This window comes from Streptomyces akebiae (assembly GCF_019599145.1).
Classification (GTDB): Bacteria; Actinomycetota; Actinomycetes; order Streptomycetales; family Streptomycetaceae; genus Streptomyces; species Streptomyces akebiae.
Window position 1 is genome coordinate 6,338,145 of the sequence record NZ_CP080647.1, and the last position, 23,777, is coordinate 6,361,921.

Genomic DNA, 23,777 nt, shown 5'->3' on the forward strand with positions numbered 1-23,777 from the left:
GGGCGTGGGGAACTGCGCGAGCAACCCCCACCGGACCCGCACCCGCCAACGCACCCCCACCCCCACCCCCCTCACGCGCATCACCCACCCCCACCCCCCGCGAAGTAAGGATTCAACCGCCGCGCCTCCTCCAGATGCCGCCGCCCCGCAGCCTCCAACCCCACCGCCCGCTCGATCACCCCCCGGTGATACGCGTAAGCCGCACTCCGCACCTCCCCACCCCGCGCCCGGTCCGTCGCCCGTCGCGCGAACCCCAGCGCCTCCCGGTCCTCCCCGGCCCGATGCAACGCCCACCCCAACGCATCGGCCACCCGCAACCCCGGCTGCCGCTCCCACTCCGTACGGAGCACCCGCACCGCCTCCGCCGGATCCCCGTGGTCCGCCTCCAGCGCCCCGAGGACCAGCGACTCGTTCACCCCGGCCGCGGCGGACCGCGCCACCAGCGCCCGCGCCACGCCGTACTGCTTCCGCGCCTCCTTCGCCCGCCCCAGCGACTCGTACACCTCACCCAGTCGCAGGGCCACTTCGGCGGACGGCCGCTTCGACAGCGCCACCCGGTACGCCCGCACCCCCTCCGCCGTCCGCCCCAGCGCGACCAGCGCCCGCCCCCGGCACGGCCCGGCCTCCGGCTCACCACCACCGGCGGAGGCGGACCCGGCCTCGCAGTACCGCAACGACTGCTCCGCCTCGCCCCGCTCCCAGGCCAGCTCGCCGGCCCTGACCCACCACGCCGCACCCGCGGCCGACGGCCCCGTGGCCGAGGTCTCGGTGGCCGCAGCGTCCGAGAGCGCCGCCGCCGCGTCCTCGCGCGCCCCCTGGTCCCAGTGGACCCGCGCCGCCCGCGCCCTGGCCGCCGGCCCGGAGTCGACGGCGAGCATCCTGCCCAGGGTCGCGCGAGCGGCCTTGTACCGGCCGAGCCCGTCGTACGCGTCGATGAGCAGCGCGTACGACGTCCAGCGGCCCGGCGCCACCCGTACGGCCTCCTCGCCCCAATGTTCCGCCGCCCGGAAGTCGCGGCGGGCGACCGCGAGGGCGGTGAGGCCTTCGAGGGCGTCCGCGTTGCGGCTCGGCCGGAGCCGCAGCGAGGTACGCAGGGCGCGCTCGGCCCGGGGGTAGTCGGTGACACCGCCGGTCCGGCGGGCCCGCTCGACGTACGCCACGCCGAGCACCGCCCACGAGACGTGGTCACGCGGACGGGCCCGCACCCGGGCCTCCCGTTGCCGCACGGTCGCGACCACATCGGGCAGCGAGGCCGGCACCCCGGCGGACACTCCGGCGGACACCCCGGTCCCCGGAACGACCGCCGCCCGCCGCCCCTCACGCCCGGGCCCGGCCGCGCCCACCACCCGCGCCTCACCGGGGCCGCCCCGGTCGCCCCCGTCCGGCGGCGCCACCATCAGCACACCCCCGAGCACGAAACACCCGACGACGGCCCCCGCCACCCCACCACCGCGCCCCCGGTACCGCCCCCACCCGGACACCCGCCCCGGCCACCGCGCCGCGAGTGCCGCCCGCACCGCCCGTACCGCCCGCGCCGCCCGCTCCTCGTTCTCCACAGACATGCCGTCACTGTGCGTCAATACGACGACCACATCCGGCACCCGAACGCTCGCGCCGACGGGTTCACACCGATGGCCGCGAGTGCGAACCTGTGATCATGAGCCGTATCCAAGCCCCGTCCGACGAGACGACCGGCAACCTCGTCGACCGACTGCTCAGCGGCCTGCCACCGGAGGCGGTCCTCGTCGACCCGGACGTCACCGCCTCGTATGCGAACGACATGGCGAGCTTCTGCGAGGCGGCCGTCCCGGCGGTCGTCGTCCTGCCCCGAACCGTCGAACAGGTGCAGCACGTCATGCGGACCGCCACCGAACTGCGCGTCCCGGTGGTCCCGCAGGGCGCCCGCACCGGGCTGTCCGGCGGCGCCAACGCCTCCGAGGGCTGCATCGCGCTGTCCCTCACGAAGATGGACCGGATCCTTGAGATCAACCCGGTCGACCGCATCGCCGTCGTCGAACCCGGCGTCGTCAACGCGGCCCTCTCCCGGGCGGTCAACGAGCATGGTCTCCACTACCCGCCGGACCCCTCCAGCTGGGAGATGTGCACGATCGGCGGCAACATCGGCACGGCCTCCGGCGGCCTGTGCTGTGTGAAGTACGGGGTGACCGCCGAGTACGTCCTCGGTCTGGACGTCGTGCTCGCCGACGGCCGGCTGATGTCGACCGGCAGGCGCACCGCGAAGGGCGTCGCCGGTTACGACCTCACCCGGCTCTTCGTCGGCTCGGAGGGCTCGCTCGGCATCGTCGTCCGCGCGACCCTCGCCCTCAAGCCGCGGCCGCCCCGGCAGCTGGTGCTGGCGGCGGAGTTCGCCTCGGCGGCCGCCGCCTGCGACGCGGTGTGCCGGATCATGGCCGGCGGGCACGTCCCGTCACTGCTCGAACTCATGGACCGTACGACGGTGAAGGCCGTCAACGACCTCGCGCACATGGGACTGCCGGAGACCACCGAGTCGCTGCTGCTCGCCGCCTTCGACACCCCGGACCCGGCCGCCGACCTCGCCGCCGTCGGCGCGCTGTGCGAGGCCGCGGGTGCCACCCAGGTCGTTCCGGCGGACGACGAGGCGGAGTCCGAACTGCTCCTCCAGGCACGGCGGTTGTCGCTCACCGCGCTGGAGGCGGTGAAGGGCACGACGATGATCGACGACGTGTGCGTGCCGCGCTCGAAGCTCGGCGAGCTGCTCGACGGCGTCGACCGCATCGCCGAGAAGTACGACCTGACCATCGGGGTCTGCGCACACGCCGGCGACGGCAACACGCACCCCACCGTCTGCTTCGACGCGGCAGACCCCGACGAGTCCCGGCGCGCCCGCGAGTCCTTCGACGAGATCATGGCCCTCGGTCTGGAACTCGGCGGCACGATCACCGGCGAGCACGGTGTGGGCATCCTGAAGAAGGAGTGGCTGGCGCGGGAGCTCGGCCCGGTGGGCATGGAGATGCAGCGGGCGGTGAAATCCGTCTTCGACCCGCTGGGCATCCTCAACCCGGGCAAGCTGTTCTGACGCCGTCGTTCCCGAGGCACCCGCCTCACTGGGCGAGGAGTTCGGCCAGGCCGTCGTCGATGCCCAGCATGTCGAACTCCGAGCCCGGCGGGACCATCCGCAGGGTCCGCTCCAGCCAGGCCGACACGGCGGCGGCGGGCGCTTCGAGCAGCGCGTCCCCGTCCGGCGAGCTGAGCGCCATCAGGACGACGCTCCGGCCCGACACCTTCGTCGGCCACACCCGCACGTCCCCGTGCCCGCACGGCCGGAACACCCCCTCGACCAGCAGCTCCCGCGCGAACGTCCAGTGCACCGGCCGGTCGGAGTTGACGTGGAAGGTGATGTGGACGGCGTACGGGTCGTCGCTGCGGTAGCCCAGCTTGGCCGGCACGGGGATGCTGCGCTCGGGCGACAGGACGAGTCTGAGCTCCAGTTCGCGCTCCACGACGGTGTGCCGCATGGTGATCGTTCCTCTCTCCTGGAGGGCCCGTCGGCGGGCCCGTACGAGTGAGAGGGGCGTGGGCCACGAAGCATTACGCGGATTCGCGAAACTTTTTTCCGGCGAGTCCACCGACCGGCTACCGGCACCAGGCGGCCCGCTCCGCCCGTAGCAGATCCGTGCGCGAATGGGGCGGGTCCGGAGGCAGCGGTCATGGACCGTGCCGACGTCTGGTAGATCTGGATGCCTCCACCAAACCCACGAGCAGATACGGGACGACGGACATGAGCGCCCCAACCCCGGCCCCCGGCGACGACAGGCCCCGCGAAGGGTATTACCCGGACCCGTCCATTCCTGGATATGTCCGGTACTGGAACGGCGCCGCCTGGGTGCCGGGTACGAGCCGTCCGGCGCCCTCCGACGGTGAGCCGCTCGCCCCGCCGCCCGGCTCCGGCCCGCCCGGCGCCGTGGAGGAGACGGGCCCGCACTTCTTCGACGAGGACCCCGCGAGCGACGGCGACACGGCCAGGCCGGCCGCCGACAACACCCTGCACGGCTCCCGCCCCGAGCCCGCCTCCGCGTGGGGCGCCGACCGCTCCCGCCAGACCGGGTTCGGCGGCGACAAGGACCGCCGGGTGTCCTGGGGTTCCGCCCCCGGCGCCGACCCTCGTCTCTCCCTCTCGGCCGGCACGGGTGGTACGGGGGACACGGGCGGCACCGCGGACGACAGCGTCCCAGCCGGCCCCACCGGTGCCGCGGGCCTCGGTGATCCCGGGCGTACGGCGCGCACGGACGGCACGGCGACCATCCCGCCGGCGGACTCCGACGACGAGGCCGGGGCCACGCCGGGCACGGTGGTCTTCCGGCGCCCGAACACCTCCGGGCGCCCGGAGGCGGCCGGCAGCGTGGAAACCCCGCCGTCGGACGGCACCATGACGTTCCGTCCGTCGCCCTCGCGCACGGGGGAGCAGGACGGGGCCGCCCCCGTGGCCCCGGCCCCCTTCGGCGTGCCCCTGACCCCGGCCCAGGTCGCGGCCCAGCAGGCCCTGGGCCTCGCCCCGCAGTCCTCCGCGCCCGCGTCGGCACCGTCCGGCCCTCAGCAGGGCCCGCAGACTCCGCCCGGTGCGCAGGACCCTTCGGTGCCGCAGCAGGGCCCGCAGACGGGCGGCACGGTCCCGGCCGCAGCGGCCTCCGCTCCGGCCCCCGGCCCCTCGGCGGTCGCCCCCGCCACCCCCGCCGTCCCGGTCCCGCAGCCACAGCCCGCGTTCGGTGGCGGCTTCCCACCGGCCCCGCACTCCGCCCAGTCCCCGCAGGCCGCGCCCGCCCCGCAACTCGCTCCGGGCGTGCCCCAGCAGTCAGCGGCCCCGCAGTCCGCCGACACCCCGATGGCCGTCGGCATCGGCGGCGGGCAGCCCTCCTGGGCCCAGCAGGTGCACCGGCTGGCCGGGGGCGACGGGGAGCAGCCGGTCGCGCCGTGGAAGCCGGTCGTCGAGGACCCCTTCCAGGCGGCCGCCCGGCGGCAGTCCGAGGCCAGGCCCGCGGGGCTCGGCAGACGGCTGGCCGCCCGGCTGGTGGACAGCCTGGTCGTCGGCGGCGTCACGGCCGTGGCCGCCGTGCCGTTCGGCACCAAGGCGGTCGACCACATCGACGAGAAGATCGACGCGGCCAAGCTCTCCGGCGAGAAGGTCACCGTCTGGCTGGTCGACGGCACGACCTCCGTCTACCTGGGCATCGTCCTGGGCGTCCTGTTCCTCGTCAGCGCCCTCTACGAGGTGCTGCCCACCGCCAGGTGGGGCCGCACCCTCGGCAAGAGGCTGCTCGGCATCGAGGTCCGGGACATCGAGGGCCTGGAACCCCCGTCGTTCGCGGGCTCCCTGCGCCGCTGGCTCGTCCACACCGTCTCCGGGCTGCTCGGCATCGGTGTGATCGGCGTCCTGTGGTGCGTGTGGGACAAGCCGTGGCGCCAGTGCTGGCACGACAAGGCGGCCCGCACGTTCGTGGCGGGCGACTAGGGCCCTCGCCCCCGTACCCCGGACGTCCCGTACCCCGGACGTCCCGTACCCCGGACGCCCCGTACCCCGGACGGCCCCGTGCCGGATGCGGCGCCGGGGGGTTCGCGGTCGACTCGGGCCATGAGTACCGAACCGCCGCCCTTCGGCTCCGGTCAGTCCCCGGACGAGGACCCGTTCAGGAAGCAGCAGCCCCCGCCGCGGCAGGACGGCGGCTCCCCGTACGACCCGCCGCCCCGGCAACCGCCGTACGGGGGCGGCGCCGGGCAACCGCCGCCCGGCGGCCGGCCGCCCGGTGACCAGCCCCCTCCCTATGGCGGCGGTCCCTACGGTGGTGACCCCTATGGCGGTGGGCCGTACCCCAACGACCCGCTCTCCGGCATGCCGCCGCTCGCCGACAGCGGGAAGCGGGTGCTCGCGCGGATCATCGACATGATCCTGGTGGGGATCGTGGTGGTGCTGCTGGCGTGGGCGTTCAGGATCAGCCAGTACACGGTGGACTCGGACGACTTCGAGTTCGGCAAGTCCCTGGGCCAGGAGGTGCTCGCGGCGGTCCTCTACATCGCCTACGACACGTTCCTCACCGTCAGGAACGGCCAGACCCTCGGCAAGAAGCTGATGAGACTGCGGGTGGCGAACCTCAACGACGGCTCCACGCCCTCCGCGCAGACCGCGCTGATCCGGGCTGCCGTGCTGTGGATCCCCTTCGCCTTCTGCTGTGCCTGCATCTGGACGGCGATCGCGGGCGGCTGGAGCTTCTTCGACAAGCCCTACAAGCAGGGTCTGCACGACAAGGCGGCCAAGACGGTGGTGGTCAGCACCGGTTGAGCGGGCCGGTCGAGCGGGCCGGTCGAGCACGGGGGGCGCACGACGACGGCGGGTCCGTGGTCCACGGGCCCGCCGAAGCGTTTCAGCAAACTGTCACCCAGTGCAGGGTCAGGAACTCATTCGCTCGTGCACGGGTTCCCGTACCGGCTCGGACCGCGCGGCCACCCGGCTCCGGGCCGGGGCGGCGGCGGAGGCCCTCGGGCGGGCGGCGGCGCCGCTCGCGGACTTGGGCAGCGGCACCGTCAGCGCGACGAGCAGGCCGAGGGCCAGGGCGGACAGCGCGATCACCGCGATGCCCGCGCCGGAACTCGTCTGTGACAGCAGCAGCATGGCAAGGGTCGACAAGATCACGGTGCAGGAGCCGTAGGCGAGCTGTGCGGTCGTCGGACGAGGCATGGCAATCGTGTCCTCGGGTGGGAATCAAAGGTAAAGCAGTGCAGTCGGCTTGGCTTCTGCCGACCTCCGGCGCTCCGCCAATCGACTCTATTCGCCAGGGTGCCCGAGTGGAACGACGGGTAAGCGTGACCTGACACACGGTGCCGGGTGCACAGGGGGCGCACGGATTCATGGGGTCCGGCAAGTGGACGCATATGCGCGCCGGTTCGAGAGGCGGGCGAGAGGCGGGCGTGCCGCGCGCGTAACGACCGGATAACGAACAAGCGCTTCCCCTGGACGCCGATAATCCACTTGACCTGTCCAAGTCAAGATCTGTTTTTTATGTCGAAACTCCGGTCGAATGGCGCCACTTGACTACACGCGTATACCGCGCGCGGACTCCTCCACGATCGGGGCCATCCCCCTTCCGCGCGAACGGTACGCGGGGGAGGAACTCAAGTGACCAGTAGACCCTGGACGTTCAGAGCGGCGGCGATCGGCGTCGCACTCGCCACGGCGGCGGCGACCATGTCCGCCCTGACCGTGGCGCAGGCCGCGGACACCGCTCCGGCGGCGTCCGTCGACCGGCACGACCCGGCGGACCACGAGCACGCCGACGACCACGACCTCGAAGGCCCCCTGAGCAAGACGCAGGAGGCCCAGCGCGAGGAGGCCCTGCAGCAGGTCATATCCGGCGACGCCACGGTCAAGAACCGCGAGGGCTCGCAGGTCGTGCAGCTGCAGAGCAAGAAGGGCAAGAGCAAGTACGTCGAGCTCGGCCGAGAGAAGACCGACAAGATCTTCACGATCCTCGTCGAGTTCGGCGACGAGATCGACAGCCGTTACGGCGGCACCCCCGGCCCGCTGCACAACCAGATAGCCGAGCCGGACCGCACCCAGGACAACTCCACGGCCTGGCAGGCGGACTACGACCAGGCGCACTTCCAGGACCTGTACTTCGGCACCGGCAAGAAGACCGAGTCGATGAAGAAGTACTACGAGAAGCAGTCCTCGGGCCGCTACTCGATCGAGGGCGAGGTCTCGGACTGGGTCAAGGTCCCCTACAACGAGGCCCGCTACGGCTCCAACTACTGCGGCCAGTCCACCTGCTCCAGCGTGTGGAACGTGGTCAGCGACGGTCTCACGTCCTGGGTCGCCCAGCAGAAGGCAGCGGGGCGCACCGACGCGGAGATCAAGGCGGACGTCGCCGAGTTCGACCAGTGGGACCGCTACGACTTCGACGGTGACGGCGACTTCAACGAGTCCGACGGTTACATCGACCACTTCCAGATCGTGCACGCCGGTGAGGACGAGTCCGCGGGCGGCGGCGCGCAGGGCGAGGACGCCATCTGGGCGCACCGCTGGTACGCCTTCGGCTCGGACGCCGGCGCGACCGGCCCGGCCGGCAACAAGCTCGGCGGCGCCAAGATCGGTGACACCGGCATCTGGGTCGGCGACTACACCATCCAGCCGGAGAACGGCGGCCTCGGTGTCTTCGCCCACGAGTACGGCCACGACCTCGGTCTGCCGGACCACTACGACACCCAGGGCGGCGACAACTCCACCGGCTTCTGGACCCTGATGTCCTCCGGTTCCTGGCTGGGCACCGGCAAGGAAGCCATCGGCGACCTGCCCGGGGACATGACCGCCTGGGACAAGCTGCAGCTGGGCTGGCTCGACTACGACACGGCGAAGGCCGCGACGAAGTCGAAGCACAAGCTGGGGGTCGCGGAGTACAACACCAAGGACAAGCAGGCCCTGGTGGTCGAGCTGCCGAAGAAGAAGGTCACCACCGAGATCGTCGAGCCGGCGCAGGGTTCGACGCAGTGGTGGAGCGGCAGCGGTGACAACCTCGCCAACACGCTGACCCGTTCCGTGGACCTCACGGGCAAGTCCTCGGCCGCGCTGACCCTGGACGGCTGGTACGACATCGAGGCCGAGTACGACTACCTCTACACCGAGGTGTCGACCGACGGCGGTGCCAACTGGACCGCGATCGACGGCACGGTGGACGGCGCGGCGATCCCGCGCGACGCCAGCGGCAAGCCCGCGCTGACCGGCTCCTCCGCCGCGTACAAGAAGCTGTCGTACTCCCTGGACGCCTACGCGGGCCAGAAGTTCGACCTCCGCTTCCGCTACCAGACCGACGGCGGCGTGGCCCCGAAGGGCTTCACGGCCGACTCGATCGCGGTGACCGCCGACGGCGCCGTCCTCTTCTCGGACGACGCGGAGAGCGCGGACGCGGCCTGGACCGCCAAGGGCTTCTCCCGGGTGGGCGCGTCGATCACGGACGACTACGCGCAGTACTACATCGCCGAGAACCGTCAGTACGTGTCGTACGACAAGACGCTGAAGGTCGGCCCGTACAACTTCGGCTTCTCGACCACGCGTCCGTCCTGGGTGGAGCACTTCCCCTACCAGAACGGTCTGTTGATCTGGAAGTGGGACACCTCGCAGGCGGACAACAACACCAGCGTGCACCCCGGTACGGGTCTCGTCCTGCCGGTCGACTCGCACCCGGCGGCGCTGAAGTGGGCCGACGGCACGGTGATGCGCAGCCGGATCCAGTCCTACGACTCGCCCTTCAGTCTCTACCGCACGGACGGTCTGAAGCTGCACAAGGCGGATGTCCTGACGAAGATCCCGTCGTCGAAGGGTGTGTCCACGTTCAACGACCGGACCAGCACCTACTACGACGAGGCGAGCCCGCTCGCCGGTGTCAAGATCACTGACACCAACACCAAGATCAAGATCGTCAAGGAGGCCAAGGACGGCTCCACGATCTCGGTCCAGGTGGGCCCCGCAGTGAAGTAAACAGCATTTATGCAGGTCAGAGCATGTCCGGCCGTGACCCTCTTGGCGGGTCGCGGCCGGACGTGTTTAGGTGCGTGGTGTGGTTTTCTTATTGACACTGACGCTCACGGGGGTGTGACCTGCATGGCCGCTGGAGGTTTCTGCAAACTGCCGGACGGCAATGTCGTCGTCGCCCTGAACCTGCCCGGGGCGACCACTCCGGGCACGTCGTGGGCTCCGCAGGACGACGGCTCCGTGCGGGTTCTCGTCCTGGCCGCGAACCGCGCCCGGGCCCTGACCCGGCTGCGCAACCTGGGCATGCGGGCGATCTACCTCCGCGGCAACGCGGCGCCCCCGACCCCGGACGAGATCACGGCCGTCCTGCACCACCCGGACGGCCTGATATGGCGCACGTCCGCGGTCTGCCCGGCCTCGACGACGCCGGAACTGTGGCACCCGATCAGAGCACTCCTGAGGAGGCCGACCGTGCGGGTGTGACCGCTGATCGCCGACCGCCGACCGCCGACCGCAGTGACCGCCGGTGCCTGTCAGGTGCCGCCCGCGCCCACCCTCCCGCCCGCCCGCCGCTTGGGGCGGGGACGGGACGTGCGGCCCGTGGCGGGTGCGGTCCTGGCCTACACCACCGGCTTGCCCGACAGTTCCACGCCCGCCTCGCGCAGCTCCTCCAGGGCCCGCTCGGTGGTCTCCTCGGCCACGCCGGCGGTGAGGTCCAGGAGGACCTGGGTGCGGAAGCCCTCGCGGGCGGCGTCCAGGGCGGTGGCGCGTACGCAGTGGTCGGTGGCGATGCCGACGACGTCGACCTCGCTGATGTCACGGGCGCGGAGCCAGTCGGCGAGGGAGACGCCGTTCTCGTCGGCCCCCTCGAAGCCGCTGTACGCCGCCGCGTACGCCCCCTTGTCGAACACGGCCTCCACCGCGCCGGAGGCGACCGCCGGGGCGAAGTTCGGGTGGAACCCCACCCCCTCCGTGCCGGCGACACAGTGCGCGGGCCAGGAGTGCGCGTAGTCGGGGTTGTCGGAGAAGTGGCCACCGGGTGCGATGTGATGGTCACGGGTGGCCACCACGTGCTGGTAGCCGGGGCCGGCCGCCTGGCCGATCAGCTCGGTGATGGCGGCGGCCACATCGGCACCGCCGGCCACGGCGAGGCTGCCCCCCTCGCAGAAGTCGTTCTGCACGTCGACGACGATCAAGGCGCGGCGCATGGTGTCGGTGTCCTTAGACTCTTCGGTTCTCGGGTGTGGGTGGGGTGCGGGTACGGGCGGCAGGACTCGTCACTTCGGCACTTCTCGGTACGACTCGGTACTTCTCGGCACTCGAAACTACGAACTTCCGAGCCTAGAGACTTCGAGGCCTGTTCGGGAGGGGGCATCCGGCGCTCGCCCGATGCGCGGACCGGGGCACAGGCCCACCACGCGGGCGCTCGGGGGCTCGCGGCAGAGCGCGCCGGCCACATTCACTCCGGCCCACCCCCAGCGTGCCCCCGCCCGCCGCCCGCCCGCGCGGAGTCGAGCGGCTCAGACGTACTCCGTCGGAATGACCGCTTCGCCGCGCGACAGCTGTGTCGCCGACAGTGGCAGATTGGCCCGCGCGCGCACGTGCCGTTCGCGTACGACGTCCAGCGGCTCCCGGGAGAGCACCCGGCCGTCCTCGACCAGGGGGACGAGCAGCTGACGCTCCCGGAGGTCGTCCGGCACCGGCCCGGTGCCGACCACCTCGGCCTCCGCCACGCCGTGCTCGTCCAGCCGCCGGGCCGCCCACTTGCGGCCCCCGACGGACGTCTTCCCGCCGCTGGACTTCTTCGCCACCGGGACCAGCGGGTCCGTGGGGTCCGCGGACTCCGCCCGGGCGACGAGCTTGTAGACCATCGAGCAGGTGGGGTGCCCCGAGCCGGTCACCAGCTGCGTCCCGACGCCGTACGCGTCCACGGGCGCCGCCGCCAGCGAGGCGATGGCGTACTCGTCGAGGTCCGAGGTCACGATGATCCTGGTGTTCGTCGCGCCCAGCTCGTCCAGCTGCTGCCGCACCCGGTGGGCGACGAGGAGCAGATCACCGGAGTCGATGCGCACGGCGCCGAGCTCGGGCCCGGCGATCTCCACGGCCGTCCGTACGGCCTCGGCGACGTCGTACGTGTCGACGAGCAGCGTGGTGTCGCGGCCCAGCGAGTCCACCTGGGCCTGGAAGGCGTCCCGCTCGCGGTCGTGGAGCAGGGTGAAGGCGTGGGCGCTGGTGCCGACCGTCGGTATGCCGTAGCGGAAGCCGGCGGCCAGGTCCGAGGTGGAGGTGAAGCCGCCGACGTACGCGGCGCGCGAGGCGGCCACGGCGGCCAGCTCGTGCGTGCGCCGGGCGCCCATCTCGATCAGCGGGCGCCCCCCGGCGGCGCTGGACATCCGGGAGGCGGCGGCCGCGATCGCCGAGTCGTGGTTGAGGATGGACAGGATCACGGTCTCCAGGAGCACGCACTCCGCGAAGGTGCCCTCGACCCGCATGATCGGCGAGCCCGGGAAGTACACCTCGCCCTCCTGGTAGCCCCACACGTCCCCGCCGAAGCGGTAGCCGGCGAGCCAGTCGAGGGTCTCGGCGTCGACGATGGAGTGTTCGCGCAGGAAGCCGAGGACACCCGGGTCGAAACGGAAGTTCTCCACGGCGTCCAGCACCCGGCCGGTGCCGGCGACCACGCCGTACCGGCGTCCCTCCGGCAGTCGCCGGGTGAAGACCTCGAACACCGATCGCCGCTCGGCCGTGCCCGCCTTCAACGCGGCCTGCAGCATCGTGAGTTCGTAGTGGTCCGTGAAGAGCGCGGTCGAGGGGACGTCGACCGGCAAACCAAGGTCCGCTGTGTTCATGGCAAGGGATCGTACTCCCATTTCGTCAGTCTGACGATTTCTGGTGATCTCCCGATGAACCGTTTCTCGTCCGCCCTGGTCACGGGCCCGCATTTGTGCGGGCACCCCCCTGTGGTGGCAGCATGGGCCGTGTGACGGCAGCCGTACCCATGGAGATCGAGAAGACCGAGTCGGCGGAGGAGGTCTTCGCCGTACCCGAGCCCGACGTGCCGTGGGTGACGATCGTCCACAACGACCCGGTGAACCTCATGAGCTATGTGACGTATGTCTTCCAGACGTACTTCGGGTACTCGAAGGACAAGGCCACCAAGCTCATGCTCGACGTCCACCACAAGGGCCGCGCGGTCGTCTCCAGCGGAACACGCGAGGAGATGGAACGCGACGTGCAGGCCATGCACGGCTACGGTCTGTGGGCCACCCTCCAGCAGGACCGGAAGTAGCGACGCACCTGATGCCAGGACAATTCGAATCGCTCCCCGGCGGCGGCGCGGCCGTCGCGCTCGACGAGGTCGAGATCTCCATCATCCGCTCGCTGGCGGTGCAGCTCCTGGAGCTGATCGGTCCGGGTTCGGCCGAGGACGCCTCCGACGATCCGCTCGCCGAACTCTTCGCCGAGGGCCCGAGCGAACCGCCCAAGGACCCCGTCCTGCTCCGGCTGTTCCCGGACGCCTACAGCGACCCCGAGGGCACCCCGACGGCCCAGCAGGCCGAGGAGCAGCGGGCGTACTCCTCGGAGTTCCGCCGCTTCACCGAGAACGACCTGCGGGCCGGCAAACGCGACAACGCCCTCGCGGTGATCCACTCCCTGGACGCGCTGGCCGCGACCGGCGAGGGCGGGGCCGTGCTGAAGCTGTCGGCGGAGGAGTCCCGGCACTGGCTCGGCTGCCTCAACGACCTGCGTCTGGCCATCGGCTCCCGGCTCGACGTCGTCGACGAGGAGGACACCGACCTCCTCTACCGCCTCCCGGACGAGGACCCGCGCAAGCCGATGGTGATGGCCTATCTGTGGCTGGGCGGTCTCCAGGACTCGCTCGTCGCGACGTTGATGCCGTAAGTCCCCTTTGCCGCCTTTTCGGGCCCTCCCGGATTCGTCTCGTGTTCGCTCAGAGGACACTCAAATCCGGATAACGATCGTGTCACCGCACCCGTGAGGGATGCCCTCGCGGGTGTTCTTTGTCCGCTTCTCCCTGTGCCGTGCGCCACACGACGTCCAGTCGATCACTATGGCGGCCGTGTTAAATCTTCACGACCGCCCGACGGACGCCACCCATGTCCGCTCGGGTGCGCCACCGAGTCGGCCATCGCCGACCAGGCACTGCTCCATCACATCCGGGGGGATCGGAACCCGATCCGGGGTCGACGAACGGCTCGGATCGGCCCAGCGTGGAGAAAGGCGCACCACACATGACCTCCGCTCAGGTCAACAAGAGCAGCGACGAAGCCGTGCGCGGCGACGCACCCGAAGAGGGGTACGAGCGCGGGCTCGGCAGCCGCCAGGTCCAGATGATCGCGATCGGCGGCGCCATCGGCGTCGGCCTCTTCCTGGGAGCCGGGGCGAACATCGCCAAGGCCGGCCCCAGCCTGATCTTCATGTACGCCCTCGCCGGCGTCATCATCTTCTTCATCATGCGGGCGCTCGGCGAGCTGCTCCTGTACCGCCCGGTGTCGGGCTCCTTCGCGGAGTACTCCCGCGAGTTCCTCGGCCCGTTCTTCGGCTACTTCACCGGCTGGACGTACTGGCTGATGTGGGTCGTCACCGGCATGGCCGAACTCACGGCCGCCGCGATTTACGTCAACTACTGGTGGCCCCAGATCCCGCAATGGGTGACCGCCCTGGTCTTCCTGGTGATCCTCTTCGGCGCCAACCTGATCTCGGTGAAGCTCTTCGGCGAGATCGAGTTCTGGTTCTCGATGGTCAAGGTCACCGCCCTGCTCGGCATGATCGTGATCGGCCTCGGCGTCCTCACCTTCGGCTTCAGCGCCGCCGGCGACACCGCCGCCGTCTCCAACCTCTGGGCCTACGACGGCTTCTTCCCCAAGGGCATCGGCTCCTCCCTGATGACCCTCCAGGGCGTGATGTTCGCCTACCTCGCCGTCGAGCTGGTCGGCGTCACCGCCGGTGAGTCCGAGAACCCGGAGAAGACCCTCCCCAAGGCCATCAACACCCTGCCCTGGCGGATCGCGCTCTTCTACGTCGGCGCCCTCACCGTCATCCTCTGCGTGGTGAAGTGGACCGAGTTCGCGCCGGGCGTGAGCCCCTTCGTCGAGGCCTTCGCCAAGATCGGCATCCCGGCGGGCGCCGCCATCGTCAACTTCGTGGTGCTGACGGCGGCCCTGTCCTCCTGCAACTCGGGCATGTACTCCACCGGCCGCATGCTGCGCACCCTCGCGGACAACGGCGAGGCCCCGCGCGTCTTCAGCAAGCTGTCGTCGACGAAGACCCCGGCGTTCGGCATCACCATCTCGGTGCTCTTCATGGGCATCGGCGTGATCCTGAACTACATCGTCCCCGAGAAGGCCTTCGGCTACGTCGTCTCCGTCGCCACCGCCGCCGGCATCTGGACCTGGCTGATGATCCTGATCAGCCACGTCCTCTACCGCCGCGGCGTGGACGCCGGCCGCCTGCCCGCCTCGTCCTTCCCGGCCCCGGGCGGCGCGAAGTGCAGCTGGGTCGCCATCGTCTTCCTGCTCTTCGTCACCGGCCTCATCGCCTACGACGCCGACTCCCGCGTCTGCCTCTACGTCATGGCGGGCTGGGCCGCGGCCCTCGGCATCGGCTGGGCCGTGCTGAAGACCCGCAACCCGGAGGTCACCGGGCGCCGCGACACGGAGTTCGAGAAGGTCGGCTGACCCGACACCCCAAGGGCCCCGCGCCCCTGGTCCCAGCATGTGGGCTGTTCCGTATCACCCCCCGGTACGGAACAGCCCTTCTGCTTATCCTGACCAACATGCTGACCATCACCCAGGCCCTCGTCGACCAGATCGTCGCCCACGCGCGCAAGGACCACCCCGACGAGGCGTGCGGCGTCGTCGCCGGACCGGCGGGCTCGGACCGCCCCGAGCGCTTCATCCCGATGCTGAACGCGGCCATGTCGCCCACGTTCTACGAATTCGACTCGGGCGACCTGCTCAAGCTCTACCGCGAGATGGACGACCGCGACGAGGAGCCCGTGGTCATCTACCACTCCCACACGGCCACCGAGGCCTACCCCTCACGCACCGACGTCTCCTACGCCAACGAGCCCGGCGCCCACTACGTCCTCGTCTCCACCGCCGACACCGACGGCCTCGGAGACTTCCAGTTCCGCTCGTACCGGATCGTCGAGGGCGAGATCACCGAGGAGGAAGTGAAGATCGTCGACGCGTACTGAGCCGTCGGCGGGCCACGTTCGCGGCTACGGTGGTCGTGCCCACGCGTACGCTCGCGCACGCACCCAACGGCCCGCGACGGAGACGGTGTTGACACAACAGACGCGACGACTGCCCGGCCGGCGCCCCACCCTCGACGACGTGGCACGTGGCTCGGGGGTCTCGAAGTCCACCGTGTCGCGGGTGATCAACGGCGAGGACAAGGTGCGCGCGGAGGTCGTCGAACGGGTCCGGGAGGTCATCGCCGAACTGGGCTACGTACCGAACTCCGCCGCCCGCCAGCTGGTCACCCGCCGCAACAACGCCATCGCCGTCGTCGCCAGCCAGCCGCAGAACCGGCTCTTCATCGACCCCTTCTTCGACCTCCACCTCCGCGGCATCCGCAAGGAACTGGTGGCGCACGGCGCCCAGCCCGTCCTCCTGTTCCTGGAGGAGCCCGAGGAGTACCCGCGGGTCGGCGACTTCCTGGGCGGCGGCCACGTCGACGGCGCCCTGCTGTTCTCCCTGCGCGCCGACGACCCGCTGCCCGGCATGATCGACCGGCTCGGCCTGCCCGCCGTCTTCGGCGGCCGGCCGCTGGTCCGCCACGGCGAGCCCGCGCACGACCGCGTGTACGTCGACGCCGACAACCGGGGCGGCGCCCGCGAGGCCGTCCGCCACCTGGTCGCGCTGGGCCGGGAACGCGTCGCGACCATCACCGGACCCGTGAGCCAGGAGGCCTCGGCGCTCGACCGCCTGGACGGCTACCGGGACGTCCTGCCGGACGCGTCGCCCCTCCTCGTCGAACACTCCGACTACACCCGGCAGGGCGGCGTCGACGCCATGGCCGCGCTCCTCGACCGCCGCCCCGACCTGGACGCCGTCTTCGTCGCCTCCGACCTCATGGCCTCCGGCGCGCTCCAGGTGCTGCGCGAGCGGGGCCGACGGGTGCCGGACGACGTCGCCGTCGTCGGCTTCGACGACCTCGCGCCCATCGCCGAACACACCGACCCGCCGCTGACCACCGTCCACCAGGACATCGAGGGCATGGGCCGGCTGATGGCCCGGCTGCTGTTCAGCCACACGGACGACGGCCCGGCGGACGGCCGGGCGACGGCGCCCGGCCCCCGGTCGTCGGTGGTCACCCCGACCCGGCTCGTCGTACGGCGATCCGCCTGAAGCAGGCGTCGAGGGGGCACCGTCGCACAGCCGGGCGGCGGTCGAGCACATGACCGTGCCGCCGCTGAGGTGCGCCGTCTCACTCCCCGGCCCGAAACCGTCCGGCATGTGGGATCACATTCCGGGACCCGGACCGGGAATCGATACGATGAGCCCATGGTTCTTGACGACGTGAGCGAGAAGACGCCGGGCGCACTGCTCGTGGCGCGGCTGCACGTCGACCTGTGCAGGCTTGCCAGCGCCATCTGTTGACGCCGATCCTGCCGCCGTACGGCCGTGAGCCGCGGCGCCCTCATCCGTGTGACCACGCACCACGCACCATGCGCGTCGCGCCGCCGCGCGCCCACCGACCCGACCACTCCCGACAGGAGCCGCACACCATGGCCATCGAGGTCCGCATCCCCACCATCCTCCGCCAGTACACCGACGGTCAGAAGGCGGTGGAGGGGGCCGGTGCCACCCTCGCCGAGCTGTTCACCGACCTGGAGAGCCGTCACACGGGCATCCACGCGCGCATCGTGGACGGCGGTGAACTGCGCCGCTTCGTCAACGTCTACCTGAACGACGAGGACGTCCGCTTCCTGGAGGGCATCAACACCAAGCTGTCCGACGGCGACAACGTGACGATCCTGCCGGCCGTGGCCGGCGGCATGGCCTGATCACCCATGCGCTACGACTCCCCGCTGGCCGCGGTGGGCAACACCCCTCTGGTGTGCCTGCCGCGGCTGTCGCCGTCCGCCGACGTCCGGATCTGGGCGAAGCTGGAGGACCGCAACCCCACGGGTTCGGTCAAGGACCGGCCCGCCCTGCACATGATCGAACAGGCGGAGAAGGACGGCCGGCTGACCCCCGGCTGCACGATCCTGGAGCCCACCTCGGGCAACACGGGCATCTCCCTCGCCATGGCGGCCAAGCTCAAGGGCTACCGCATGGTCTGCGTCATGCCCGAGAACACCTCCCAGGAGCGGCGTGAGCTGCTCGCCATGTGGGGCGCCGAGATCATCCCGTCCCCGGCCGCCGGCGGCTCCAACACGGCCGTACGCGTCGCCAAGGAACTCTCCGCCGAGCACCCCGACTGGGTGATGCTCTACCAGTACGGCAACCCGGACAACGCGGGTGCCCACTACGCGACGACGGGCCCGGAGATCCTCGCGGACCTCCCCTCCATCACGCACTTCGTCGCCGGTCTCGGTACCACCGGCACCCTGATGGGCGTGGGTCGCTACCTTCGCGAGCAGAAGCCGGACGTCAAGATCGTCGCGGCCGAGCCGCGCTACGACGACCTCGTGTACGGCCTGCGCAACCTCGACGAGGGCTTCGTGCCGGAGCTCTACGACGCGTCCGTCCTCACCACCCGCTTCTCCGTCGGCTCGGCCGACGCGGTGACACGTACGCGGGAGCTGCTGCAGCAGGAGGGCATCTTCGCGGGCGTCTCCACGGGGGCCGCGCTGCACGCCGCGATCGGCGTCGGCAACAAGGCCGTGAAGTCCGGCGAGCCGGCCGACATCGTCTTCGTCGTCGCCGACGGCGGCTGGAAGTACCTCTCGACGGGCGTCTACACGGCCGCGACGACGGAAGAGGCCATCGAGACGCTGCAGGGCCAGCTCTGGGCGTAGTGCTTGGAGTGCGGGGGCTCTGCCGGCCGTGTTGTCGGCTGCGGTTGCGACAGGCCCTGCGCGCCTGAAAAAGCAGGGGCACAGCCCAGCTTTTTCAGGCGCGCGGGGAACTGCGCGAGAAGCCCCACGCACCCGCACCCGACAACGCACCCTCCCGCACGCCCCCCGCGCCCTCCCGCACCACCTCACCCCGGCTCGCGCGCGCTCCGACGCCCCCACCACCAGCCGAACCGGTGACAGCACAGGTGAGTTCGCCCACAACGGCCCCTGGCGGAGGAGCGACCCACCCTTTTGCGCCTTACGCTCAACGGACCGCACCACTCGTGCCGCACCCATGTCCGTCCTTCGCAACCCCGCCAACTGCAATTCGCAACCCGTCTGCACGTCACGACTGACACGACTGTCACGACTTCACGCCAGCGCGGAGGTTCCAGCTCTCATGAAGCTCACCGTCGTCGGCTGCTCGGGGTCGTTCCCTTCCGCGGAATCGGCCTGCTCGAGCTACCTCGTAGAGGCCGACGGCTTCCGGCTGCTCCTCGACATGGGCAACGGTGCCCTGGGCGAGCTGCAGCGCCACTGCGGTCTCTACGACCTCGACGCGATCTTCCTCAGCCATCTGCACGCCGACCACTGCATCGACATGTGCGCGTACTTCGTCGCACGGTACTACCGCCACGACGGCGGCCGCTGCGACCCCATCCCGGTCTACGGACCCGAGGGCACCGAGCAGCGCCTGACCACGGCCTACGCCGACACCCCGTCCGCCTCCTCCATGAGCGAGGTCTTCGACTTCCACACGGTCAAGCCGAGCACGTTCGAGATCGGCCCGTTCACCGTCCACACGGAACGGGTCGCCCACCCCGTCGAGGCCTACGGCATCCGGATCGAACACGGCGGCCGGGTCCTGACGTACTCCGGGGACACCGGCGTCACCTCCACCCTCGACGAACTGGCCCGCGACGCCGACCTGTTCCTGTGCGAGGCCGCCTTCACGCACGGCAAGGAGAACATCCCGGACCTCCACCTCAACGGTCGCGAGGCCGGTGAGACGGCCGCCCGGGCAGGCGCCCGCCGTCTCGTCCTCACCCACGTCCCGCCGTGGACGGACCCCCAGGTCAACCTCGTCGACGCCCGCGCGGTGTACGACGGCCCGGTGGAGCTGGCGGTGCCCAGGGTGTCGTACGAGATCTGAGACGCCGTACGCGATCGGAGACGGCGTACGCGATCGGAGACGGCGTACGCGGGTCCGAGCACGACGTAGGTGATCCGAGCACGACGTACGCGGAAGGCCCCCGGAGCGGACTCCGGGGGCCTTCCGCGTGCTCGGGGGAGCCGTGGCGGCTACTTGGCCTCCGCCTTCTGCAGCTCCGCCAGCTCCTCGTCCGACTCCCGGCCGGGGGTCGGCAGGTTGAAGCGGACGATGGCGAACCGGAAGATCACGTAGTAGAGGACGCCGAAGCAGAGGCCCACCAGGAGCAGCGCCCAGGGCTTGGTGGCGATGCCCAGGTTGAGGCCGAAGTCGATCACGCCGGCCGAGAAGCCGAAGCCGTCCTTCATGCCGAGCGCCCAGGTCAGGGCCATGGAGACACCGGTGAGCACGGCGTGGATGGCGTACAGGACGGGCGCGATGAACATGAACGTGAACTCGATCGGCTCGGTGACACCGGTGATGAACGAGGTCAGCGCCATGGAGAACATCATGCCGCCGACCACCGCGCGCCGCTCGGGACGGGCCGTGTGGTAGATCGCGAGACAGACGGCCGGCAGGCCGAACATCATGATCGGGAAGAAGCCGGTCATGAACTGTCCGGCGGTCGGGTCACCGGCCAGGAAGCGCGCGATGTCACCGCTCTTGCCCTCGTACGAACCGGCCTGGAACCACGGGAAGGAGTTGAGCAGGTGGTGCATGCCGACCGGGATCAGCGCGCGGTTGGCGATGCCGAAGATGCCCGCGCCGACCGCACCGGAACCGACCAGCCACTCGCCGAAGTGGTGCAGACCCGCGCCGAGGACCGGCCAGATGTAACCGAAGACGATGCCGATGAACAGGCCCGCGAAGGCGGCCAGGATGGGCACCAGGCGGCGGCCGCCGAAGAAGCCGGCCCAGTCGGGCAGCTTGGTGCGGTGGAAGCGCTGGTAGAGCAGGGCGACGACCAGGCCCATCACCACACCGCCGAGGACACCGGCGTTGACCGCCTTGTCCACCATCACGACCTTGCCGTCGACGGCGGTGGCCACCTGCGGGAGGTTCGGGTCGGTGAAGGTGCCGAGGACCTTCTGGAAGACGAGGTAGCCGACGACCGCGGCGAGGGCGGTCGAGCCGTCCGACTTCTTCGCGAAGCCGATCGCGATGCCGACGGCGAACAGCAGTGGCATGTTGTCGAGGATGGCGCCGCCGCCGGCGGCCATGAAGCCCGCGAACTTGGTGACGAAGCCGGGGAGCGACTCGCTGCCCAGCATGTCCGTGGTGCCGAGCCGCACGAGCAGGGCGGCGGCCGGCAGAACGGCGACCGGCAGCATCAGGCTGCGGCCGATGCGCTGCAGCACAGCCATGGTGCGGGAGCCCCAGCCGGGGCCCTTGTTGTCTGCGGCCGCGGGAGCGGCGCTGGCCGTGGTCACAACTTCCTCCATGAGAGCAGGGCGCCGCCCGGGGACGGGAGTGTGGGGGAGGGCAGCACGGGAGAGGTCTACACCATTCAGTGGTGTAGACCTGTTGTAGCACGCGAGGGGTCGGCCAAGGAACCCGCGATTCCCGTTTTATGCCTTCGTGATGTCACCGGGCCTTCGCCTCCCGTTCCCCGCCCGGCGAGACCCCCGCTTGGCGGGCGACCCCCGCGTGGTGTAGACCAGTCGCGAACGATTCGGAACGCTCCACACGGTCATCAGGGAGAAGCGCCATGGCCACCAAGGCTGAGAAGATCGTCGCCGGGCTCGGCGGCCTCGACAACATCGACGAGGTCGAGGGCTGCATCACCCGGCTGCGCACCGAGGTCCATGACGCCTCCCTCGTCGACGAGGCCGCCCTCAAGGCCGCCGGCGCCCACGGCGTCGTCAGGATGGGCACCGCGATCCAGGTCGTCATCGGCACCGACGCCGACCCCATCGCCGCGGAGATCGAGGACATGATGTAGAGCCCCGGGGCCCCGAGGCCCCGAACGCGGTGAGGGGGTGTCCTGCGACACCCCCTAAGCTCAGCGGCATGTCTCGAATCGACGGCCGCACGCCCGAACAGCTCCGCCCGGTCACCATCGAACGCGGGTGGAGCAAGCACGCCGAGGGCTCCGTCCTCATCTCCTTCGGCGACACGAAGGTCTTCTGCACCGCCTCCGTCACCGAAGGCGTCCCGCGCTGGCGCAAGGGCAGCGGCGAAGGCTGGGTGACCGCCGAGTACTCCATGCTCCCCCGCGCCACCAACACCCGCGGCGACCGGGAGTCCGTACGCGGCAGGATCGGCGGCCGCACCCACGAGATCTCCCGCCTCATCGGCCGTTCCCTGCGCGCCGTCATCGACTACAAGGCGCTCGGCGAGAACACCATCGTCCTCGACTGCGACGTCCTCCAGGCCGACGGCGGCACCCGTACGGCAGCCATCACCGGCGCGTACGTCGCGCTGGCCGACGCCGTCTCCTGGGCCCAGGGCAAGAAGCTGATCAAGGCCAACCGGCAGCCCCTCACCGGAACCGTCTCGGCGGTCTCCGTCGGCATCGTCGGCGGCGTCCCCCTCCTCGACCTCCGCTACGAGGAGGACGTGAAGGCCGACACCGACATGAACGTCGTCTGCACCGGCGACGGCCGCTTCGTCGAGGTCCAGGGCACCGCCGAGGCCGAGCCGTTCGCCCGCGAGGAGCTCAACTCCCTGCTGGACCTCGCCGTCTCCGGCTGCACGGAGCTGGCGCTCCTGCAGCGCAAGGCGCTTGATACGGTCCTCGAAAGGTAAAGGACGCACCAAGAGCGACGGCCCGCCGGTGGCAACCACGGCGGCCCCGCCCGCGTCCTTGCACATACGGGTGCACGGCACACCACCGGGCACCCGGCCACATCGGCAGTTGCCGTACCCCGGGGCCGTCAGGCCTGCATCCAACAGGAGGACCGTTCCATGGCCGCGAGCCGCCGACGTCGTATGACCGCCATAGCCGGAGCCGTAGCCGCCGTCGCCCTGACGGCCGGGCTCACCACCGGCTGCGACGCCGTGAACAAGGCCCTGGACTGCGTCCAGACCGCCGATGCCATCGCCCAGAGCGTGAACGACCTCCAGCAGGCCGTGCAGAACGCGGCGGACGACCCCACGCAGCTGGAGGAGTCCCTCACCTCCATCGACAAGAACCTCGACGAGATCGGCGACAAGACCGACAACGCCGACGTCAACAAGGCCGTGGACTCGCTCCAGAAGGCCGTCACCGACACGCGTACGGCCGTGGAGAACGGGGACACCACCCCCGACATCAGCGGCATCACCGACGCGGCGGGCGAACTGACGAAGGTCTGCACGTCGTAACCCGAGCGAACCGGGCGGCGGGGATCGCGATACTGGTGGGCATGACCCGCCTGATCCTCGCCACCCGCAACGCCGGCAAGCTCACCGAGCTCAAGGCCATCCTCGCCGACGCCGGCCTGAGCCACGACCTCGTCGGGGCGGACGCCTACCCGGACATCCCCGACGTCAAGGAGACCGGCGTCACCTTCGCCGAGAACGCCCTGCTGAAGGCCCACGCCCTCGCCCGCGCCACCGGCCTGCCCGCCATCGCCGACGACTCCGGCCTCTGCGTCGACGTCCTGGGCGGCGCCCCCGGCATCTTCTCCGCCCGCTGGGCGGGCCGCCACGGCGACGACAAGGCCAACCTGGAACTGCTCCTGGCCCAGCTCGGCGACATCGCCGACGAACACCGGGGGGCTCACTTCGCGTGCGCGGCGGCCCTGGCCCTGCCGGACGGCACGGAGCGGGTGGTCGAGGGGCAGCTGCGGGGCGCGCTGCGGCATGCGCCGGTGGGCACGAACGGTTTCGGCTACGACCCGATCCTGCAGCCGGAGGGCGACACGAGGAGCTGCGCCCAGCTGACGGCGGAGGAGAAGAACGCGATCAGCCATCGGGGGAAGGCGTTCCGGGGGTTGGTGCCGGTGGTGCGGGAGTTGCTGGGCTGAGCCAAGAGAAGAGGGGCCGCCCCGTCAGGCGGCCCCTCTGGTGGTGCGGCCGATGGGAGTCGAACCCACATGGGCAAATGCCCCGAGGCACCTAAAACCTCTGCTTATACCATTCAGCAACGGCCGCTGGCTGTCAGCCATCGTAGCGGG

Annotated in this window: 24 protein-coding genes and 1 tRNA gene; 18 read left to right on the top strand and 7 right to left on the bottom strand. The window is 70.8% G+C overall.

Annotation, left to right across the window (positions count from 1 at the left end):
- Nucleotides 1–80: 80 nt before the first annotated feature.
- On the bottom strand, nt 81–1,562 hold the full coding sequence (locus K1J60_RS27280; RefSeq protein ID WP_259407939.1) for a tetratricopeptide repeat protein: 1,482 nt from the start codon (nt 1,560–1,562) through the stop codon (nt 81–83).
- Between the two features lie 89 nt (nt 1,563–1,651).
- Between K1J60_RS27280 and K1J60_RS27285 the strand changes: the two genes are divergently transcribed.
- Nucleotides 1,652–3,058, top strand: a complete 1,407-nt coding sequence (locus tag K1J60_RS27285; protein ID WP_220648494.1) for an FAD-binding oxidoreductase — start codon at nt 1,652–1,654, stop codon at nt 3,056–3,058.
- A gap of 25 nt (nt 3,059–3,083) precedes the next feature.
- On the opposite strand, the gene K1J60_RS27290 is transcribed toward K1J60_RS27285, so the two are convergent.
- Nucleotides 3,084–3,497 carry an SsgA family sporulation/cell division regulator gene (locus K1J60_RS27290; RefSeq protein WP_220648495.1) on the bottom strand — a complete coding sequence of 138 codons (414 nt, stop codon included), beginning with the start codon at nt 3,495–3,497 and terminating at the stop codon, nt 3,084–3,086.
- 263 nt (nt 3,498–3,760) lie between these two features.
- Here K1J60_RS27290 and K1J60_RS27295 point away from each other — a divergent pair, with 263 nt between their 5' ends.
- Both K1J60_RS27295 and K1J60_RS27300 read left to right on the top strand, forming a co-directional pair.
- Nucleotides 3,761–5,488 (top strand): RDD family protein, encoded by a 1,728-nt coding sequence (locus K1J60_RS27295; RefSeq protein ID WP_220648496.1) that lies wholly within the window; start codon nt 3,761–3,763, stop codon nt 5,486–5,488.
- 120 nt (nt 5,489–5,608) lie between these two features.
- The gene (locus K1J60_RS27300) at nt 5,609–6,313 is read left to right on the top strand and encodes an RDD family protein (RefSeq protein WP_220648497.1); all 705 of its coding nucleotides are present in this window, start codon (nt 5,609–5,611) and stop codon (nt 6,311–6,313) included.
- Between the two features lie 108 nt (nt 6,314–6,421).
- Here the strand turns inward: K1J60_RS27300 and K1J60_RS27305 are convergent, their stop codons facing one another.
- A complete protein-coding gene (locus tag K1J60_RS27305) occupies nt 6,422–6,709 on the bottom strand; it encodes a hypothetical protein (RefSeq protein WP_220648498.1) in 288 nt (95 codons plus the stop codon).
- Nucleotides 6,710–7,147: 438 nt separating this feature from the next.
- Here K1J60_RS27305 and K1J60_RS27310 point away from each other — a divergent pair, with 438 nt between their 5' ends.
- Both K1J60_RS27310 and K1J60_RS27315 read left to right on the top strand, forming a co-directional pair.
- Complete coding sequence (locus K1J60_RS27310) at nt 7,148–9,502, top strand: immune inhibitor A domain-containing protein (RefSeq protein WP_220648499.1); 2,355 nt, start codon at nt 7,148–7,150, stop codon at nt 9,500–9,502.
- Between the two features lie 123 nt (nt 9,503–9,625).
- Nucleotides 9,626–9,979, top strand: coding sequence for a hypothetical protein (locus tag K1J60_RS27315; RefSeq protein ID WP_220648500.1), 354 nt, complete (start codon nt 9,626–9,628; stop codon nt 9,977–9,979).
- A 137-nt stretch (nt 9,980–10,116) separates the two neighbouring features.
- Here K1J60_RS27315 and K1J60_RS27320 read toward each other — a convergent pair whose 3' ends face one another.
- Nucleotides 10,117–10,704, bottom strand: a complete 588-nt coding sequence (locus tag K1J60_RS27320) for an isochorismatase family protein (protein WP_033525012.1) — start codon at nt 10,702–10,704, stop codon at nt 10,117–10,119.
- Between the two features lie 312 nt (nt 10,705–11,016).
- Complete coding sequence (locus K1J60_RS27325; RefSeq protein WP_220648501.1) at nt 11,017–12,345, bottom strand: nicotinate phosphoribosyltransferase; 1,329 nt, start codon at nt 12,343–12,345, stop codon at nt 11,017–11,019.
- A gap of 122 nt (nt 12,346–12,467) precedes the next feature.
- Here K1J60_RS27325 and clpS point away from each other — a divergent pair, with 122 nt between their 5' ends.
- From clpS to K1J60_RS27365, 9 genes are all read left to right on the top strand, one after another.
- Entirely contained in the window at nt 12,468–12,785 is a 318-nt protein-coding gene (clpS, locus tag K1J60_RS27330; protein ID WP_220648502.1) for an ATP-dependent Clp protease adapter ClpS, read from the top strand.
- 11 nt (nt 12,786–12,796) lie between these two features.
- On the top strand, nt 12,797–13,399 hold the full coding sequence (locus K1J60_RS27335; RefSeq protein WP_220648503.1) for a DUF2017 domain-containing protein: 603 nt from the start codon (nt 12,797–12,799) through the stop codon (nt 13,397–13,399).
- Nucleotides 13,400–13,749: 350 nt separating this feature from the next.
- Complete coding sequence (locus K1J60_RS27340) at nt 13,750–15,195, top strand: amino acid permease (protein ID WP_220648504.1); 1,446 nt, start codon at nt 13,750–13,752, stop codon at nt 15,193–15,195.
- Between the two features lie 98 nt (nt 15,196–15,293).
- A complete protein-coding gene (locus K1J60_RS27345; RefSeq protein WP_033525019.1) occupies nt 15,294–15,716 on the top strand; it encodes a Mov34/MPN/PAD-1 family protein in 423 nt (140 codons plus the stop codon).
- An 88-nt stretch (nt 15,717–15,804) separates the two neighbouring features.
- Nucleotides 15,805–16,872 carry a LacI family DNA-binding transcriptional regulator gene (locus K1J60_RS27350; protein ID WP_220648505.1) on the top strand — a complete coding sequence of 356 codons (1,068 nt, stop codon included), beginning with the start codon at nt 15,805–15,807 and terminating at the stop codon, nt 16,870–16,872.
- 156 nt (nt 16,873–17,028) lie between these two features.
- Entirely contained in the window at nt 17,029–17,124 is a 96-nt protein-coding gene (locus K1J60_RS46925; protein ID WP_309474684.1) for a putative leader peptide, read from the top strand.
- A gap of 128 nt (nt 17,125–17,252) precedes the next feature.
- Nucleotides 17,253–17,531: a MoaD/ThiS family protein gene (locus K1J60_RS27355; RefSeq protein ID WP_013003250.1), complete on the top strand. Its 279-nt coding sequence runs from the start codon at nt 17,253–17,255 to the stop codon at nt 17,529–17,531.
- A gap of 6 nt (nt 17,532–17,537) precedes the next feature.
- Nucleotides 17,538–18,488, top strand: a complete 951-nt coding sequence (locus K1J60_RS27360; RefSeq protein WP_045560656.1) for a PLP-dependent cysteine synthase family protein — start codon at nt 17,538–17,540, stop codon at nt 18,486–18,488.
- Between the two features lie 439 nt (nt 18,489–18,927).
- Nucleotides 18,928–19,680, top strand: a complete 753-nt coding sequence (locus tag K1J60_RS27365) for an MBL fold metallo-hydrolase (protein ID WP_033525022.1) — start codon at nt 18,928–18,930, stop codon at nt 19,678–19,680.
- Between the two features lie 149 nt (nt 19,681–19,829).
- On the opposite strand, the gene K1J60_RS27370 is transcribed toward K1J60_RS27365, so the two are convergent.
- Nucleotides 19,830–21,107, bottom strand: coding sequence for a PTS transporter subunit EIIC (locus K1J60_RS27370; RefSeq protein ID WP_220648506.1), 1,278 nt, complete (start codon nt 21,105–21,107; stop codon nt 19,830–19,832).
- A 278-nt stretch (nt 21,108–21,385) separates the two neighbouring features.
- On the opposite strand from K1J60_RS27370, the gene K1J60_RS27375 reads away from it, so the two are divergent.
- The 4 genes from K1J60_RS27375 (at nt 21,386) to rdgB (ending at nt 23,627) form a co-directional block, all read left to right on the top strand.
- Nucleotides 21,386–21,619 (top strand): glucose PTS transporter subunit EIIB, encoded by a 234-nt coding sequence (locus tag K1J60_RS27375; protein WP_033525024.1) that lies wholly within the window; start codon nt 21,386–21,388, stop codon nt 21,617–21,619.
- 68 nt (nt 21,620–21,687) lie between these two features.
- Nucleotides 21,688–22,425 carry a ribonuclease PH gene (gene rph / locus K1J60_RS27380; protein WP_220648507.1) on the top strand — a complete coding sequence of 246 codons (738 nt, stop codon included), beginning with the start codon at nt 21,688–21,690 and terminating at the stop codon, nt 22,423–22,425.
- 159 nt (nt 22,426–22,584) lie between these two features.
- Nucleotides 22,585–22,983 carry a hypothetical protein gene (locus K1J60_RS27385; protein WP_220648508.1) on the top strand — a complete coding sequence of 133 codons (399 nt, stop codon included), beginning with the start codon at nt 22,585–22,587 and terminating at the stop codon, nt 22,981–22,983.
- Between the two features lie 41 nt (nt 22,984–23,024).
- On the top strand, nt 23,025–23,627 hold the full coding sequence (gene rdgB / locus K1J60_RS27390) for an RdgB/HAM1 family non-canonical purine NTP pyrophosphatase (protein ID WP_220648509.1): 603 nt from the start codon (nt 23,025–23,027) through the stop codon (nt 23,625–23,627).
- 41 nt (nt 23,628–23,668) lie between these two features.
- On the opposite strand, the gene K1J60_RS27395 is transcribed toward rdgB, so the two are convergent.
- Nucleotides 23,669–23,754: transfer RNA gene (locus K1J60_RS27395), tRNA-Leu, on the bottom strand.
- Nucleotides 23,755–23,777 lie beyond the last annotated feature (23 nt).